The 17479-nt window shown below is 46.9% G+C and carries 18 protein-coding genes; 5 read left to right on the top strand and 13 right to left on the bottom strand.

Annotated elements, in window-relative coordinates; genetic code table 11:
• Positions 1-62: 62 nt before the first annotated feature.
• Entirely contained in the window at positions 63-1034 is a 972-nt protein-coding gene (locus LPB140_RS03030; protein WP_072558615.1) for an oxidoreductase, read from the top strand.
• A 103-nt stretch (positions 1035-1137) separates the two neighbouring features.
• Here the strand turns inward: LPB140_RS03030 and rpoN are convergent, their stop codons facing one another.
• The 5 genes from rpoN to LPB140_RS03005 all read right to left on the bottom strand — a co-directional run bounded on the left by rpoN (position 1138) and on the right by LPB140_RS03005 (position 5522).
• Positions 1138-2613, bottom strand: a complete 1476-nt coding sequence (gene rpoN, locus LPB140_RS03025; protein WP_072558614.1) for an RNA polymerase factor sigma-54 — start codon at positions 2611-2613, stop codon at positions 1138-1140.
• Between the two features lie 36 nt (positions 2614-2649).
• Positions 2650-3441, bottom strand: coding sequence for an LPS export ABC transporter ATP-binding protein (gene lptB / locus LPB140_RS03020; protein ID WP_083549874.1), 792 nt, complete (start codon positions 3439-3441; stop codon positions 2650-2652).
• 231 nt (positions 3442-3672) lie between these two features.
• Positions 3673-4221 (bottom strand): LptA/OstA family protein, encoded by a 549-nt coding sequence (locus LPB140_RS03015; RefSeq protein WP_072558613.1) that lies wholly within the window; start codon positions 4219-4221, stop codon positions 3673-3675.
• Between the two features lie 6 nt (positions 4222-4227).
• A complete protein-coding gene (gene lptC / locus LPB140_RS12630; protein ID WP_072558612.1) occupies positions 4228-4866 on the bottom strand; it encodes an LPS export ABC transporter periplasmic protein LptC in 639 nt (212 codons plus the stop codon).
• Between the two features lie 38 nt (positions 4867-4904).
• The gene (locus tag LPB140_RS03005) at positions 4905-5522 is read right to left on the bottom strand and encodes a ribonuclease D (RefSeq protein ID WP_072560214.1); all 618 of its coding nucleotides are present in this window, start codon (positions 5520-5522) and stop codon (positions 4905-4907) included.
• A gap of 296 nt (positions 5523-5818) precedes the next feature.
• Here LPB140_RS03005 and LPB140_RS12580 point away from each other — a divergent pair, with 296 nt between their 5' ends.
• A complete protein-coding gene (locus LPB140_RS12580) occupies positions 5819-6583 on the top strand; it encodes a cold-shock protein (protein WP_072558611.1) in 765 nt (254 codons plus the stop codon).
• Between the two features lie 113 nt (positions 6584-6696).
• Here LPB140_RS12580 and LPB140_RS02995 read toward each other — a convergent pair whose 3' ends face one another.
• Complete coding sequence (locus LPB140_RS02995; RefSeq protein ID WP_072558610.1) at positions 6697-7227, bottom strand: sterol desaturase family protein; 531 nt, start codon at positions 7225-7227, stop codon at positions 6697-6699.
• 103 nt (positions 7228-7330) lie between these two features.
• Between LPB140_RS02995 and leuC the strand changes: the two genes are divergently transcribed.
• The 3 genes from leuC to leuD are packed head-to-tail and all read left to right on the top strand — an operon-like array spanning position 7331 to position 9629.
• Positions 7331-8761: a 3-isopropylmalate dehydratase large subunit gene (gene leuC, locus LPB140_RS02990; protein ID WP_072558609.1), complete on the top strand. Its 1431-nt coding sequence runs from the start codon at positions 7331-7333 to the stop codon at positions 8759-8761.
• A 13-nt stretch (positions 8762-8774) separates the two neighbouring features.
• Positions 8775-8972 carry a hypothetical protein gene (locus LPB140_RS02985; RefSeq protein WP_072558608.1) on the top strand — a complete coding sequence of 66 codons (198 nt, stop codon included), beginning with the start codon at positions 8775-8777 and terminating at the stop codon, positions 8970-8972.
• 57 nt (positions 8973-9029) lie between these two features.
• Complete coding sequence (leuD, locus tag LPB140_RS02980) at positions 9030-9629, top strand: 3-isopropylmalate dehydratase small subunit (protein WP_072558607.1); 600 nt, start codon at positions 9030-9032, stop codon at positions 9627-9629.
• A gap of 24 nt (positions 9630-9653) precedes the next feature.
• Here the strand turns inward: leuD and LPB140_RS02975 are convergent, their stop codons facing one another.
• From LPB140_RS02975 to LPB140_RS02945, 7 genes are all read right to left on the bottom strand, one after another.
• Positions 9654-10457 carry a DUF2059 domain-containing protein gene (locus LPB140_RS02975; RefSeq protein WP_072558606.1) on the bottom strand — a complete coding sequence of 268 codons (804 nt, stop codon included), beginning with the start codon at positions 10455-10457 and terminating at the stop codon, positions 9654-9656.
• A gap of 72 nt (positions 10458-10529) precedes the next feature.
• A complete protein-coding gene (locus LPB140_RS02970) occupies positions 10530-11156 on the bottom strand; it encodes a trimeric intracellular cation channel family protein (protein ID WP_072560212.1) in 627 nt (208 codons plus the stop codon).
• A gap of 71 nt (positions 11157-11227) precedes the next feature.
• Positions 11228-12631 (bottom strand): dihydrolipoyl dehydrogenase, encoded by a 1404-nt coding sequence (lpdA, locus tag LPB140_RS02965; RefSeq protein ID WP_072558605.1) that lies wholly within the window; start codon positions 12629-12631, stop codon positions 11228-11230.
• A 1-nt stretch (position 12632) separates the two neighbouring features.
• Positions 12633-13025, bottom strand: a complete 393-nt coding sequence (locus tag LPB140_RS02960) for a gamma-glutamylcyclotransferase family protein (protein WP_072558604.1) — start codon at positions 13023-13025, stop codon at positions 12633-12635.
• A gap of 8 nt (positions 13026-13033) precedes the next feature.
• Positions 13034-14239 carry a 2-oxoglutarate dehydrogenase complex dihydrolipoyllysine-residue succinyltransferase gene (gene odhB, locus LPB140_RS02955; RefSeq protein ID WP_072558603.1) on the bottom strand — a complete coding sequence of 402 codons (1206 nt, stop codon included), beginning with the start codon at positions 14237-14239 and terminating at the stop codon, positions 13034-13036.
• Positions 14240-14252: 13 nt separating this feature from the next.
• Entirely contained in the window at positions 14253-14645 is a 393-nt protein-coding gene (locus LPB140_RS02950; RefSeq protein ID WP_072558602.1) for a carbonic anhydrase, read from the bottom strand.
• 3 nt (positions 14646-14648) lie between these two features.
• Positions 14649-17429 (bottom strand): 2-oxoglutarate dehydrogenase E1 component, encoded by a 2781-nt coding sequence (locus tag LPB140_RS02945; protein WP_072558601.1) that lies wholly within the window; start codon positions 17427-17429, stop codon positions 14649-14651.
• Positions 17430-17479 lie beyond the last annotated feature (50 nt).

Genomic DNA, 17479 nt, shown 5'->3' with positions numbered 1-17479 from the left:
CATATTGAAAAAAACGCGAAAGGCCCCATATTTATGGGGTCTTTTTGTATAAGGAATATTTTATGGCAGCAGCCGATCAAGCCCCAATAGGTTCAGGGTTCGTCCCCAAAAGTGAGCCTGAGCAAATTTTGGAAAATATTGATTTAACCGGTAAGGTTGCCATTGTGACCGGCGGTTATTCCGGCATTGGTATTGAGGCTGTCAGGGCTTTGGCAGCAAAGGGCGCGAAAACATTCATCCCCGCACGCCGCGCAGATATTGCGGCGCAGGCAGCTAAGGATATTAAGGGCGACATACATGTCATTCCCATGGATCTTGGCGATTTATCGACCATTAAACCCATGGCGGATGCCATAACGAAGCAGGCAGGAAAAGTTGATATTTTAATCAATAATGCCGCAATTATGGCCAATCCCGAAACGCGTGTTGGGCCAGGCTGGGAAAGCCAATTTGGCGTTAATCATATGGGCCATTTTGCGATGACAAAGGCGTTAATGCCATTATTGGCAAAGGGTGAAAATGTGCGCGTTATTTCGTTAAGCTCGGTCGCGCATCGCCGCCGCGATATGCAATGGGATGATATTCACTTCAACAACACCCCCTATGATAAATGGGAGGCATATGCACAGGCAAAAACAGCAAACTCCTTGTTCGCTGTGGGGTTGAACAAAAGGCTGGCCGAAATTGGTGGCCGTGCATTTGCCGTGCATCCCGGCGGTATATTAACCCCATTGCAACGGCATTTATCGACCGAGGAGCAAATTGCACTTGGTTGGTTGGATAAGGACGGCAATTTAAATCCCGATGTCGCCGCGATATTCAAAACCCCTGCGCAAGGATGCACCACATCCCTATGGGCCGCGACCAGCCCATTATTGGCCGATAAGGGCGGTTTATATTGCGAAGATTGCGACATTGCCCCCTTGGCCCATGATGATTTACCCTTTTATTTGGGGGTCGCCCCATGGGCGGTGGATGATGAGGGTGCAGAGCGGCTTTGGCAAATTAGTGAGGATTTATTGGCCAGCGCCTAATAAATTTCCAAGTAAGAAAATTCAGGGGCGTGAATTTCAAGCCCCTTTTTTCTTGCGGTGATTAAATGCTAGTTATTTTATTCGGCCCTGTTATCCACCTTTGTTATCCGCCCATGCGTTTTTGGCGGCGGCGCTGCACCGATGATCCATATCCCATAGCCTCACGATATTTGGCGACGGTGCGCCGCGCAATGTCAAAATTTTGCTGGGTCAGCAGCTCAACCAATTTATCATCAGATAAAATTTTGTCGCCTTCGCCATCGATAAGGTTTTTTATCGCGGCCTTTACTGCCTCGGCCGACACATTGTCGCCTTCGCTGGATTGAATGCCGCTGGTAAAGAAATATTTTAATTCAAACATGCCGCGCTCGCACAGCAGATATTTATTGCTGGTCACGCGGCTGACCGTGCTTTCATGCATTTCAATTTCTTCGGCCACTTGGCGCATGGTCATTTGTTTTAATGCCGATACGCCCTGTTCAAAAAATCCGGCCTGCTGCTTTAATATTTCGCCCGCAACCTTCATGATGGTGCGTTGGCGCTGGTCCAACATTTTTATCAGCCAGCTTGCCTCATTCTGGCATTCATTCAACCATGATTTTGTGGCCTTATCCGCGCCATTGCCGCCAAATTCGGCCTGATATTCACGGTTAAGCAACAGGCGCGGTATATTTGCCGGATTTAACTCAACCTTCCATTTATCTTTATGACGGGTGATGAAAATATCAGGCGTGACCGCCGCCGGGCTGTCATAATCAAAACGGCACCCCGGCTTTGGATCATAATTTCGCAATTCCATTAACATATCGCGCAAATCTTCTTCATCCACACGGCACATGCGTTTCAATCGGTCAAATGCGCCCTGCGCCACCAAATCCAAATTGTCGATTAACTTGGCCATACAGGGATCATAACGGTCCGCTTCCCTTGCCTGTATTGCCAAGCATTCGGATAAATTTCGCGCGCCAACACCGCTGGGATCAAATGTTTGGATGATATGAAGAACTTCCTCTATTTTTTCTTCATCAACGCCTGCCTGAACGGACAGGCGAAGTAAATCCGCCTCCATATATCCGGTGGGTTCAATATTATCGATTAACATATGGGCGATGATTAAATCGCCATCGCGCAAACAAGCCCCTGCCTGTTGCCTTAAATGATCAATCAGGCTTATTTCACTGGCGGCGAAGCTGTCAAAATCTGGCCCATCGCCCGAAAAATCATCTGCGCCTCCACCCGAAATAGAGCCCGCACCATTTAAGCTAAGCATCATGTCGCCATGATCATCCAATGCATTGACATCAATGTCGAGCGCCTCTGCACCTTCGCCGCCCATGGCAATATCGCTACCCATTTCGCCTATATCAATTGAAACATCCTCTTTGGATGCATCTTGCACCTCACCGCCATTTTCAGCCGATCCCTCCCGCGTCAATAATGGATTTGCCTCAATTTGTTCGGCAATATAGGCATCAATTTCAAGGCTGGATAGGGCGAGTAATTTTATTGCCTGTTGCAATTGCGGCGTCATGACCAATGATTGCGATTGGCGCAGATCAAGGCGGGGTGTTAGGGCCATTTATTTGATATAATCTGCAAATATTTTGAACATAATTTACAGGGTAAATCCCTCACCCAAATAAAGCCGGCGCACATTTTCATCCGCCACCAAATCGGCGGGCGATCCGGAAAATAAAACTTGCCCGCCATAAATAATACAGGCGCGGTCAACAATATCCAATGTTTCGCGCACATTATGGTCGGTGATTAACACGCCAATATCACGCTGTTTCAATTCCTTCACCAAATCGCGAATATCGGAAATGGAAATGGGATCAATACCGGCAAAAGGTTCGTCAAGCAGCATGATGGAAGGATTGGCGGCCAAGGCGCGGGCAATTTCACAGCGCCGCCGTTCACCACCCGACAACGCCATGGCCATGGATGTGCGCAATCTGGTTAGGCCAAATTCATCCAATAATTGGTCCAGCCTTGCCTGACGGGCATCTTTATTCGGCTCAACCATTTCCAGCACAGCCAAAATATTTTGTTCAACCGACATACCGCGAAAAATGGATGTTTCCTGCGGCAAATAACCAAGGCCAAGCACCGCACGGCGATACATGGGCAGCGATGTGATATCTTGATCATTTAATAAAACACGCCCCGCATCAGGATTTACCAACCCCATAATGGAATAAAAACAGGTGGTTTTACCCGCGCCATTTGGCCCAAGCAGGCCGACCACCTCACCGCGTCCAACCTCAATCGACACGTCCAATAATATGGCGCGTTTATCATAGCTTTTGGCCAAGGAAACAACCTGAAGCCCGCTATTGCCATTTGGCGCATGGGCTGATCCATTTTGGATATTTTCATGTTCGGCGATGGCGATATTCTCATTCATATATGTGCCGTTCCTTTGCCGCATGTCGCGGGATAATTAAATAAATTGCCAAGCCAATTCTGCAGCAAAGCAATTAAAAACTGGTTGATAGCATAGGTTTTAAGCGATTTGGCAAGATAATTGCTAGAAAAAATATATTTTTTCATCAAAAATGCGAATTTCGCCGACAAAATGCATGATTATTGCGGGCAAATAAAATTGATTATTTGTTATTATGCGCAAATGCCCTAATTATTTTTTATCGTCACGTTGCGGCACGTTAAATGTGCCGGTAACGCGGCCAGATTGGCTTTGAATGCCGGGAACTGATGGTGATTGGCTGTTCCCACCGCTTATCGTTGAACGGCCCGCCTTTAAATCAATGACAATGCGGCCACCATTTAATTTATTCGCCCCTTGGGTCAAACTGACATTGCCGATTAAGGTGATAAGATCGCTATCCAAATCGTAAATCGCGCTATTACTACTGGCGCGTAAATCATCCTTTACTATGGTAACACCGCCCAATGCGTCCATACGGTTCACATCAATATTGCCACTATTTGAATAGGCCGCAGTGATATTATTTGCCCGCAGGGTAAGCCCCGCCTGTGTCACGGTGACCCCACCGGACAGGACAACACGGTCCGATCTATCTTGTAATTCAATCCGCTCCGCGCTGAAATTAACAGGCGCATTGCTGTTATGATTTTGGATAATTTGCGCAGGCGCCGACACGGTGATGAACGACGCCGCACCGGCAAAACCCAATATTCCAAAAATAAAGCTTTTATATCTCATAAAAATCTACTTAATCGCATTTTGGTCAATACGCAATTGGGCATTGCCAGACAAGGTGATGGTTCGGGCTTTTAAATCGGCATTTAACCTATTGGCCGAAAAAGTGCCAATATTGGTGCGGCCACTGACCGCCCCCTGGCTTTGCATACGCTGCGTCTTTATAAAAAATGTGACATTATTGACCACCATATCATATCCGCTCATGGTGCTAAGTGATATAGGGCCATTTACTTGCAAATATTCTTGATCAATATCATAATCGGCTCTTTGTGCCTGAATTGTTGCCTGATCTTTGCCAATAAATGCCTTGCCGGTCATTGCTTCTAAATTGATTTTGCTATCGCCGCTGCTTTTTTGCACCGCGCTTCCTGCTTCAATTAAAAATGGACGTCCCTCGGCATCTTTGCCGCGATATAGTGCCTGGCTGGTGCGCATACGTTCCGATGCCACATCCACACCCTTTTGATCCAAAACAAAGGAAAATTCACGGTCATTGGCAAGCGGACTAAAAACCAACACCGCCAATAATGCGCCGACCAATAAGGGCAAAAATACCTGTAAAAAGCCGACAATGCGATCATGCGAGCTGCCGGGCTGCGCGAAAAGCGCTCTTTTACTTTTTTGCTGATCGGCCGCGATCGACATATAATTTCCTATCTATGTTATATATGATCTATATTTAATCACATATGCGCAAAAATGTCATTTTCTGCCCATCCGGCAAGGTCCAATCGCGCGCGGTGCGGCAAAAAGTCAAAACAGGCCTGTGCCAGCTCACTGCGTCCCTCACGCTCCAACCTAATTTGTAATTCGCTGCGTAATTTATGCAAAAACCGCACATCGCTTGCCGCATAATCTTTTTGTGCATCGGATAATATAGGACCGCCCCAATCACTTGATTGCTGTTGCTTTGAAATATCGGCGTTCAACATTTCACGGACCAGCTCTTTTAACCCATGACGGTCGGTATAGGTGCGCACCAATTTTGATGCAATTTTCGTACAAAATAAAGGTGCGGCGGTCACATGTAGATAATGTTCAATGGCGGCCAAATCAAAACGCGCAAAATGGAACAGCTTTACCCGATTCGGATCGGCCAAAATCGCACGCAAATTTGGCGCGGCATAGTCGCTATCTGGGGCAAAGCGAACCAGATGCTCATCCTTTCCGCCATCAGAAATTTGAAGCAGGCATAATCTATCACGATGCGTTTGCAGGCCCATGGTTTCGGTATCCACGGCGACATCACCCGATAATGACAGACCATCGGGTAAATCTTCTTCATGCAGGAAAACGCTCATAAAAATTATATCCTTTATTTTATTATCTATGTTGCATGTGGCGAATATAGGGAAAAAAGGCAATCGCAACTTATATATTATGCCGATTAAAAAATCACAAAGCGGCAAATATTTTGATAATATGGCCTTCAAAATATCACCAAATTCTTCTCTATTATAATTTACTATTATCTTTGTGGGATTTAGGCTATAGCATAATATGAAGTAAGGACTCGTGCCATGCTCTATGATTGTGGAAGTGCCCAGCTACATGAAAATATATTTAAGGGCATATTGAAGAAAGTTTAGATTAATCAATGAGTTTTGATCGCAAACGGCGCGGCCGAGGTAGAGACAAAAGAGACAGTTTTGGTGATGAGAATTTTGGCGGATATAATGATTTTTCCTCCAATGATTCTAGAGGATATAATCAAGGCGGCCCACGTGGCGGCTTTGGCGGAAATGACGGCGGTGACCGTGGTGGATTTGGCGGCGGACGTCGTGACCAATCAATGCCCGCTCAAATTGTCGGTTCAGATAAGGGCATTGTAAAATTCTTCAATGGCCAAAAAGGATTTGGTTTCATTCAATGTGATGGCCGTGCGGACGATGTGTTTGTTCATATCAGCGCGGTTGAACAGGCCGGCCTTGCCGGTTTGGCAGAGGGTCAACCTTTGGAATTCACCCTGGTTGAACGCGGCGGCAAGGTTTCTGCAACCGATTTAATTATCGATGGAGAACCAATGCCTGTTGAAGATCGTCCTGCACGTCCTCCACGTGAACGTTCCGATCGCGGCGGTGACCGTGGTGGAGATCGCGGTGGATTTGGTGGCGGTCGCGACCGTGCGCCACAACGCCAATTAACCGGCGATAATGCCACAGGAACCGTAAAATTCTTCAATGATATGAAGGGTTTTGGTTTTGTTGAACGTGATGATGGCGAAGAAGATGTGTTTGTGCATATTTCTTCATTGGAACGTTCAGGCATGGGCCCTGTTCATGAAGGCGATCGTTTGAAATTTGATTTGGAAGTTGACCGTCGCGGCAAATTATCTGCGACCAATGTTTCAAAAGCTGATTAATATTTTATATTGATAAATTAAATTAAGGGGCGGGATTTCCTGCCCCTTTTTTTATGCGCGTTTAGTTCAAAAAATATGGCGCTTCACAATATACGCATATATTATTATGGCGTTTAATTACCCCGTTCATCAATATTTGCGCCGCGCAATATTGCAATGCCGCTTTCCCTTTGTTGACGCAGCGCCGCCTTTAACTTTTGGGGATCACGGGCAAAGATAAAACCAAAGCTAACCCCGCCTTCTTTACCAATGGTGGCATGATGCAATTTATGCGCCTGCACCAATTTTTTGGCATAGCCAGATTTCGGCACCCATTTAAAATATCTTTGGTGCACCAATCCATCATGGACCAGAGTATAAACAATCCCATATAATAATATACCCATGCCAATCCATGTGGCGGGCCAAAATGCATGTTGCCCCATTATCATCGGGCTGCCCCATGCGAACATGGAAATACTCATCACCGCGCCAAATATGCCATATAGATCATTTTTCTCTAATAAATTATCATGTGGTTCATGATGATCGCGGTGCCATGCCCATCCAAAACCATGCATAATATATTTATGGCTGGCCCATGCGACACATTCCATCGCCAGAAAGCTGACCAAAATAATGGCAAATGCTATAAAATTACTCATAATGCATCATATAATCACTTTTTACTTCTAAATATAGGGTCGCTACGTAATTTTTCGTCGCTTCATGCTTGAACGATAAATTTTATCGGACTAGAGCCATGATATGACAAATAAACCGCAAACCCTATATGATAAAATTTGGAATGACCATGTTGTGGGCACGCGCCCCGATGGCACATCCATTATTTATATTGACCGTCATTTGGTCCATGAAGTGACCAGCCCACAGGCGTTTGAGGGGCTGCGTCTGTCGGAAAGGAAATTGCGGCGGCCCGATTTAACTTTGGCGGTGCCTGATCATAATTTACCCACCACTGCACGTGTTGATGCATCGGGTAATCCTATACCCATTGCCGATCCAGAAAGCGCGGCGCAGCTTGCCGCATTGGAACGCAATGTCACTGAATTTAACGTGCCCTATATTGGCGCAACGCATATAAATCAGGGAATTGTCCATGTTGTCGGGCCAGAGCTGGGCTTTACCCTGCCCGGTACAACTTTGGTTTGCGGGGACAGCCACACAGCGGCGCATGGGGCGCTTGGTTCGCTTGCCTTTGGCATAGGCACCAGTGAGGTGGAACATGTGATGGCGACGCAGACTTTATTGCTGCGTAAATCAAAATCCATGGAAATAAGGGTGGAGGGCGATTTGCCCCATGGCGTCACGCCCAAGGATTTAATTTTACATATTATCGGCGTTATCGGTACGGCAGGCGGCACGGGATATGTTATTGAATATCGCGGCAGGGTGTTTGAACAAATGTCGGTAGAGGGCCGTTTAACCGTGTCCAACATGTCGATTGAGGCGGGGGCACGGGCCGGCTTAATCGCGCCGGATGATGTAACATTTGATTATTTGCATGACCGCCCCATGTCCCCCACGGGGGATGATTGGGACGCCGCCGTCGCTTATTGGCGCACATTGAAAAGCGATGAAGGCGCGAATTTTGACAAAAGCATTACCATTAACGCCGCCGACATCGCCCCAACGATAAGCTGGGGCACAAGCCCGGAAGATGTGATTGCGATTACCGATATTATCCCATCGCCCGATGATTATGCCGACCCATCAAAACGCGAAGCTGTCATTGCTTCATTGGAATATATGGGGTTGACCCCCGGTATGAAGGCAAGTGATATTGCCATTGAAAATATCTTTATCGGCAGCTGCACCAACAGCCGGATAGAGGATTTACGCGCGGCCGCCCAAATATTAAAGGGTCGCAAAAAATCAGACTATGTAAAATGGGCCATCATTGTGCCAGGCTCTGGTCAGGTAAAGGCCGAGGCCGAGGCCGAGGGGTTGGACAAAATATTTATCGATGCCGGATTTGAGTGGAGAGAGCCGGGTTGTTCGGCATGTTTAGGGATGAACCCTGATAAAGTGCCAGCAGGCGAACGTTGTGCATCCACATCAAATCGTAATTTTGTTGGACGACAGGGGCCAGGTTCGCGTACACATTTATTATCACCGGCCATGGCCGCCGCCGCCGCCGTCAATGGACGGTTAAGCGATATAAGAGAATTTATATAGATTAGGATATTTTATGAGTAAGAAAGACGACAATAAAGCCGATAAATCATGGAGCAAGGGGTCAAAAATCGGCGCTGCGGCCGTGGGTTCGGCCGCATTGGTGGCGGCATTATTATATGCGGGTAAAAAACGTAGAAAAACTAAACCAAAGACCGCTTCACCCGATGAAGAAGCAGCAGAGGCCACAAAAATGCCCAGAGAGACAGACTGAAGCGTAACGGACTAAAGCGAGACGGGCCAAATTGCTTTATAATAGAAAAGCCATAATATGAAAAAATTGCAGGATATTTCTGGAAAAGCCTATCCATGGGGTCGGAAGAATGTCGATACCGATATTATCATTCCGGCCAAATGGTTAAAAACTATTTCCCGCGAAGGCCTGTCCAAGGGGGCGTTTGAAAGCGTTCGGGCGCAAGAGGGCAATATTTTTGACAATCCTCTATATAAGGGCGCAAAAATACTTATCGCGGGCGATAATTTTGGCTGTGGATCAAGCCGCGAACATGCCGCATGGGCATTGGCCGATATGGGAATAGAGGCGGTTATTGCGCCCAGTTTTTCCGATATTTTTTCGGGAAATGCGTTTAAAAATGGCTTGTTAACCGTGGAATTACCACAATCCGCCATTGATCGTTTGATTGATGTGGCGCAAAGCGACAATATTTATATTGATGTCGAAAACCAAATGGTGACCAGCGAGTTTCAAGACCGATTTCCGTTTGAAATTGACCCATTTCGCAAATATTGCCTGGTCAATGGCTTGGACGAAATTGGCCTAACCATGGCCAATGACACAGAAATTGCCACCTATGAAGATGGGTTAGACAAACAAAAATCATGGCAGCAGCCAAGGCCGCTGGCATTATAATCGCTCGCTAATTTATAATAGAATTTATTCGGCGCCATCTTCATTAGACGCAGCCGCTTCGGCCTTTGCATCGGCTTCTTCCATAAATTTTGTGGCGGCCTTGCGCTGCACATTAGCAACCATTTGTTGAAAATTATCGGGGAAATAAAAATCCCATTGCCCGACCATATTTTTCACATCTTCGGTTATCAATCCCAGTTTTGAACCGGTATTGGAATTTTCAAATTTAAAAACCTCCACCAGTTCGGTCTGCGTCATTTGCCGATTTGTTTTATTGACGCTATTATTTAACGCTTTATCGCTTTCTTTTTTTGCATTTGCGCCAAATCCTTCTTCAACTCCAGATGATGCGGATTTAATCGCATCAGTCAAATCGATATTATTCAATAAAAGTTGTTTATATTTTATACCGGTCGCACTTTGGTTAAATGTAATAATGATATCCAAATCATTTTCGGTAAAATTATTCATATATAGCGCATTATTATTTGCCCAAAGCAAAGGCAGCTTATCCTCATATGCTTTTGTTATTATTGGTAATGAAGATTTGATAATTTCATCAATGATGCCAGGATATTGTTTATTTAATGCCGCCATGGTTGGGTTATTTTCGATTGCTATTTTGCTTGCGCTCAAAATTGCATTTGTTGCCTGCGCGACAACTTGTTCCCTTGGATATTGCATTTGGGAAACCTGCATCGCCTTTTCCTCAAGGCTATTTTGCGGCTCTTTAATCTCTATATTTGGGTTAAATTGGGCAAAGGCATGGGGCGCGGAGGCCGATATAATCACCGCAAATATGATGGACAACAGATTAATAAAACGCATTATTATCCCCCTTAATATGCCTTTATAATATTATACTAAATTAAAATAACAAACATTTAATGGCCGCTTATCCTATTTTTTATATGTTGGCAGGCCCAATCCATATTGTATCGCAGCCGCGCGTAATATGAAACCTGCCGATGCGCCAATTGCCGCCGCAAACATAATCGGCACGCCCCACAGAAATATCACAACAAATAATGCCGCCGCCAGTGCCGATGCCGACACATAAATTTCGGGCCGCATGATAATGGATGGTTCACCCGCCAGAATATCGCGTATCACCCCGCCAATACAGGCGGTAATTATCCCCATGATAATAGCGGGAATCGGGCTAACACCATAGGCCAGCGCCTTACCCGCGCCAAAGACCGAATATGCCGCCATGCCCAGCGCATCACACCAATCCAGCGCGCGGGCGGGCATAAATTTGGCCGGAACAAACCAAATTAGCAGCGCGGCAAAAATACATAATGCGATGATAAGTGAATCATTCACCCAAAAAACCGGTGCGCCAATTAAAATATCGCGCACCGTGCCGCCGCCCACACCGGTTAAGATCGCAAAAAAGGCAAATGTGACAAATGTTTGCTTATTCCACGCCGCGGCCAATGCCCCCGACAAGGCAAAAACCAACACTGCGATAAGATGCAAAGCACGTTCCACCATATCAGCATTTATATTTTCAATGAAAATCATATCCACCACCTATATACCGCCTTATATGACTATATAATGATAGGATGATATATGCACGGTGAATAGATTAATTACATATGAATTGGTTTGCCCTGAACCGCCATGGCGGCCTCTTTCAATGCCTCGCTATGTGTCGGGTGGGCATGACATGTATAGGCAATATCTTCCGACGTTGCGCCAAATTCCATTGCCTGTGCGGCCTGTGCGATTAAAGTTCCGGCAAGCGATGAAATAATATGCACGCCCAAAACACGGTCGCTATTGGCATCCGAAATTACTTTTACAAATCCTTCAGTATCGCGGTTTGCCTTGGCACGGCTGTTCCCAGCAAAGGGGAATTTACCAATTTTAATGGCCACACCAGCGGCGCTTAATTCATCTTCGGTTTTGCCAACGCCTGCCATTTCAGGATGGGTGTATACCACGCCTGGAATAATATCATGATTGACGATTCCGGTTTGACCAGCAATATTTTCCGCCACAGCAATGCCTTCATCTTCTGCGCGGTGGGCCAGCATTAAACCAGGGGTCACATCGCCAATGGCCCACACGCTCTTTACCTTGGTTTGCATGCGGTGATCAACCTCAATCAATCCGCGATCATTGGTGGACAGGCCTGCAGCCTCTACATTCAACCCGCTGGTATTCGGGCGGCGGCCAATACATACCAAAACGGCGTCGGCCTCAATATTCGTGACATCACCGCCAGCGGCGGGTTCAACCGTAACGGTGGCTTTTTTGCCCTTTACCGATACGCCAGTAACTTTGGTACTGGTTTTAATATCAAAACCTTGTTTCTTGAAAATGCGTGCGCCATCTTTACGCACATCCTTATCCATGCCGGGCAGGATTTGGTCCAAATATTCAATCACGGTAACCTTTGCGCCCAAACGGCGCCATACGCTGCCAAGTTCCAAACCAATGACACCGCCGCCAATGACAACCAAATGGTCGGGCACTTTGGGCAGTGCAAGTGCGCCGGTGCTATCAACCACAATCGCCTTTTCATTATCCACCTCTACACCAGGCAGCGGCGCAACCGATGAACCGGTGGCAATGATGATATTTTTTGCAGTGACGGTTTTGCCATTTACCTCAACACTATTTGCGCTGGTAAAGCTGGCCAAACCTTTTAACCATTCAACCTTATTTTTCTTAAACAAAAATTCAATACCGCCGGTTAATTCGCCTACAGCTTTCACTTTTTCAGCATGCATTTGGTCAAGGTCTAGGGTGGTTTTGCCAACATTAACGCCAAATTTTGCCAATGCGCCGCTATGTGCTTCTTCATATAATTCCGATGCATGAAGCAACGCCTTTGACGGGATACAACCAACGTTTAGGCAAGTTCCGCCCAATGTTTCGCGGCTTTCAGCGCAGGCTGTTTTAAGCCCCAATTGTGCGGCGCGAATGGCGGCCACATATCCGCCAGGGCCAGCACCAATTACCAAAACATCAAAATCAAATTCAGCCATTTTATTGCTCCATTTGCGGTGCATCTGCACCAATATTAACCCCAGTATATACCCCAATATATACCCACGCCTGTTGCCCCGATGTTAAAGTAACGCGGCGGCGTATATAATCATCAACCTCATATTCATCGGCTGATTTTAATTCTTCTTCACTAATCCAAAATAATGTGCCCTCAACCCGATCACAAGATGCGCTGCTGGCATATAAAATATGATGAACGTCAAGCCCGCTTTTGGCCACAACATCGGGGTCGGTAATTTTCACCTCGCCCAATTTATATCCGGTCAGAACATCCTTTTGCCCAGATAATAAGCGACCAAATTGCGCCATTTGCACATTATCCTGTTGCAATGTGCCATATGAAAAAAGCGCCTCAGTTGGTTTGTCGTTCATCTAATTACTTATAAATCAATCAACAAACGTGATGGATCTTCGATGCTGTCTTTAATGGATTTCAGAAATGTCACCGCTTCCTTGCCATCAATGATACGGTGATCATAGGAAAGCGCCAAATACATCATTGGACGCGCCTTAATCTCTCCATTGGGCATGACAACGGGGCGTTGTTCAATCCGGTGAAGGCCAAGCACTGCCGATTGTGGTGGGTTGATAATCGGTGTGGACATTAACGATCCAAACACACCGCCATTTGAAATGGTGAATGTGCCACCCATCATTTCGTCCATTTTCAACGTGCCGTCCTTGGCCCGTTTGCCAAAATCACCAATTGTTTTTTCAATTTCGGCAAAGGACATTTGGTCCGCACTACGGATGACGGGAACGACCAAACCATTTGGTGCGCTAACCGCCACGGACACGTCAAGATAGTTGAAATATATAATTTCATCGCCATCAATTTGCGCGTTAACAGCAGGCACATCACGCGCGGCCAATGCCGCCGCCTTGGTGAAAAATCCCATAAAGCCAAGGCGAACGCCATGCTTTTTCTCAAACAAATCCTTATATTTACCGCGTGTTTCCATCACCGCTGTCATATCCACATCATTAAATGTGGTCAGCATGGCCGCATTTTCCTGCGCCGATTTCAACCTTTTTGCAATGGTCTGGCGTAGGCGGGTCATACGCACCCGCTCTTCACGCCGCACTGGGCCAGATGCAGCAGGTGCTGCAGCGGCGCTATCCGTGGTAGCCGCATTTTGTTCGGGCGCATTATTGGCGGCGGCCAAAACATCTTCCTTGGTCAGGCGGCCATCCTTGCCCGTTCCCTTTACCTTTGTGGGGTCAATGCCATGTTCCAATACCAAACGGCGAACAGAAGGTGACAAGGGCGGCATGTCGCCAGAAGATGCGGTGCTGTCGCTTGCTGCATTGGCGGCGGGTGCAGAAACTGGCTTTGCAGCTGCGCCTGATCCTGCCTCAATATTCGCGATAACCGCGCCAACCTCAACCGTGTCGCCAATGGCAAATAAGGTGTCGCCCATCACGCCCGCAACGGGTGATGGCACATCAATCGCGACCTTATCGGTTTCAAGGCTGGCAATGGGTTCGTCCAATGCCACGGCTTCGCCTGGTTTTTTTAACCATTCGCCAATGGTGGCTTCGGTGATGGATTCGCCCAATACGGGAACTTTTACTTCGGTGCTCATATCAATTCCTTTTTTATTCGCCCTCGTCCAACCATTTAAGGTTCGTCGCGCCGCCATTTTTGGTCATTATTTCTTCTAATAATAAAGATATTTTTGCAACTTCTGCTTGGGTATCGATTTTTTTAAACCATTTACGCACATATGGCTTATTTGGGTGGACTTGGATTAACCATTCGGGTGGGTCATCATAGCTTGAGCAACCAATCCAAAGTGGGAATGTGCTTTCATCCAGCTCAACCATCCAACCCCAATCTTCTTCAATAATTTCCCCCGAATAACCATGCGCTTTAAATTGCTCTGATAAGAAATCGGCAAGCTTTGCACCCTTAATATCCGGGTTAATTTCATTGCCGGGGCAATTAATAGTATCAAATTGATCGGATTGAAATGAAAGAAGCGTTTTCATAAATTAACCTCTATGCCCCAAAGCCTCAGCAATCAGGGTTTCTTGTTGTTGTTTATGACGTGATGCCAAACCGGTTGCGGGCGATGCAGATGCCTCACGCCCCGCATAAATGGGCCGCATATTGGCAAAACCTGCATCTTTCAAACTTTGCTCAATCAATGATTCAACAAAGAACCAGCTGCCATTATTTTTTGGTTCTTCCTGTGCCCAAATAACCGATTCAAGGTTTTTCATCTTTTTCAGGCGGACCGTTAATGGTTCATTGGGGAAGGGATAAAGCTGTTCAATGCGAACAATGGATGTATTTTTATCCCCTGCCGCATCCCGCGCCTCAATCAAATCAAACGCAACCTTACCCGAACAAAGGACAAGGCGCTTTACATCATTATCCGCTGGGGCATTGGTGTCGGATTTAATCCGCATAAAATGTTGGTCACCCAAAAATTCTTCCGCGCTGGACACTGCCATTTTATGGCGGAGCAGCGATTTTGGTGTCATAATCACCATTGGTTTACGAAATGGACGCAGCATTTGGCGGCGCAATACGTGGAAATAATTGGCAGGGGTGGTAATATTGCAGACCTGAATATTATCGCCCGCACATAATTGCAGGAAACGTTCCAATCGGGCCGAGCTATGTTCCGGTCCTTGTCCTTCATATCCATGGGGTAGCAACATGACCAAACCATTGGCACGAAGCCATTTCGCCTCGCCCGAGGCAATAAATTGGTCAATCATAATTTGGGCGCCATTGGCAAAATCGCCAAATTGTCCTTCCCATAATACCAATGATTTGGGGTCGGCCATGGCATAGCCATATTCAAAGCCCAAAACGCCATATTCGGATAATGGGCTGTCCAACACCTCAAACTCACCATGTGGAACGGTGGTTAGCGGGATGTAACGGCGCTCCGTTTCCTGATCAACCCAAACGGCATGGCGCTGGCTGAATGTGCCGCGACCGCTATCTTGGCCCGACAAACGCACATTATATCCCTCGGAAACCAAGCTGCCATAGGCCAAAGCCTCGCCCGTTGCCCAATCAAAATTTTCGCCCGTGTCAAACATTGCTTTTTTGGCATCCAACACGCGGCCCAATGTTTTGTGAATTTTCAAATCTTCGGGAACTTTGGTTAAAATCCGGCCCAAGCTGTCGAATAATTTACGGTCAATTGCAGTGTCCACATTGCGCCGCGCATTTTCCGGATCAGCGGGAGATGCAAGCCCCTGCCAACGGCCCCCAAACCAATCAGCCTTATTTGGTTCATATGTTTTGGCGGCGGTAAATTCGCCTTCCAAAAAGCTGTCATATTCGCTGCGCTTAGCCTGTATCCATGCATCATCCACAACGCCTTCGGTTATTAAACGTGCACCGTAAATATCGCTAACCTTTGGATGTTTTTTAATCGCGGCATACATTAACGGTTGGGTAAAGCTGGGCTCATCCCCTTCATTATGGCCAAAGCGGCGATAGCACCACATGTCGATAACAATATCGCGGCCAAATTTGGTGCGAAATTCAATCGCAATTTTACAAGCAAAGGTCACCGCCTCTGGATCATCGCCATTTACGTGTAAAATTGGTGCCTGCACACCCTTTGCCACGTCCGATGGATAGGGGGAGGAACGCGCAAATTGCGGGCTGGTGGTGAAACCAATTTGGTTGTTAATCACAAAATGGATACAGCCGCCGGTATTATATCCGCGAATCCCCGAAAAGCCTAAACATTCCCAAACAATGCCTTGCCCCGCAAAGGCGGCATCACCATGGATTAACACGGGCAATACTTCGGCATGTTTTTTGGTATCTTGACGGTGCACTTGCTGTGCGCGCACCTTGCCCAAAACAACGGGGTTCACCGCCTCCAAATGCGATGGATTGGGGACAAGCGACATATGCACATTGATACCGTCAAATTCACGGTCGGTTGATGTGCCAAGATGATATTTCACATCGCCCGAACCGCCCACTTCATCAGGATTTGAACTGCCGCCGGAAAATTCGTGAAAAATAACATGATAGGGTTTGGCCATCACATTGGCCAAAATGTTCAAACGGCCACGATGCGCCATGCCATATACAATTTCGCGCACGCCATATTGGCCACCATATTTAATGACCGCTTCCAATGCGGGCAGCATCGCCTCACCACCGTCTAGGCCGAAACGCTTTGTCCCCACATATTTTTTACCCAAAAAGCTTTCATAAACTTCGCCTTGGATAACTTTGGACAAAATCGCCTTTTTACCCTCGGGCGTAAATTCGATATTGGCCTCTTTGCCCTCCATACGTTCTTGTAGGAAACGGCGTTCCTCAATGTCGGAAATATGCATATATTCCAATCCGACATTGCCGCAATAATTTGCACGAAGCAGGTCGATAAGCTCCCTTACCGTTGCATATTCAAGGCCCATTGTCCCGCCAAGATAGACTTTTTTATCCAAATCAGCATCGGAAAATCCATGATATTCGGACCGCAAATCCTCTGGCAATTCACGTTGATGCAGGCCCAGCGGGTCAAGATTCGCCGCCAAATGCCCGCGCACACGGTAAGTGCGGATTAACATCATCGCGCGGATACTATCGCCCGCAGCCTCCAACACCGATTGCTCTGACATTGCCTCGCCGCGCTTGGCCGCCGCCGCCTTCACCTCAACCGCCATTTGGGTTGGGTCAAGCGCGACGGTCAAATCATCCAGCATGGCCGCCGGCCACCCCTTATTTTGCCAGCTTGGCCCAGCCTGAGCTTCATTCAAATTTATATCTGGAGTGAAATCATTCATAGCTATCTTCTATATCTGGCAATTATATTTATATTCCAAGGGGGTGGCTA

The sequence above is a fragment of the Sphingorhabdus lutea genome, from assembly GCF_001889025.1.
In the GTDB taxonomy this organism is placed as follows: Bacteria; Pseudomonadota; Alphaproteobacteria; order Sphingomonadales; family Sphingomonadaceae; genus Sphingorhabdus_B; species Sphingorhabdus_B lutea.
This window is presented reverse-complemented; position numbering and strand designations above follow the sequence as displayed.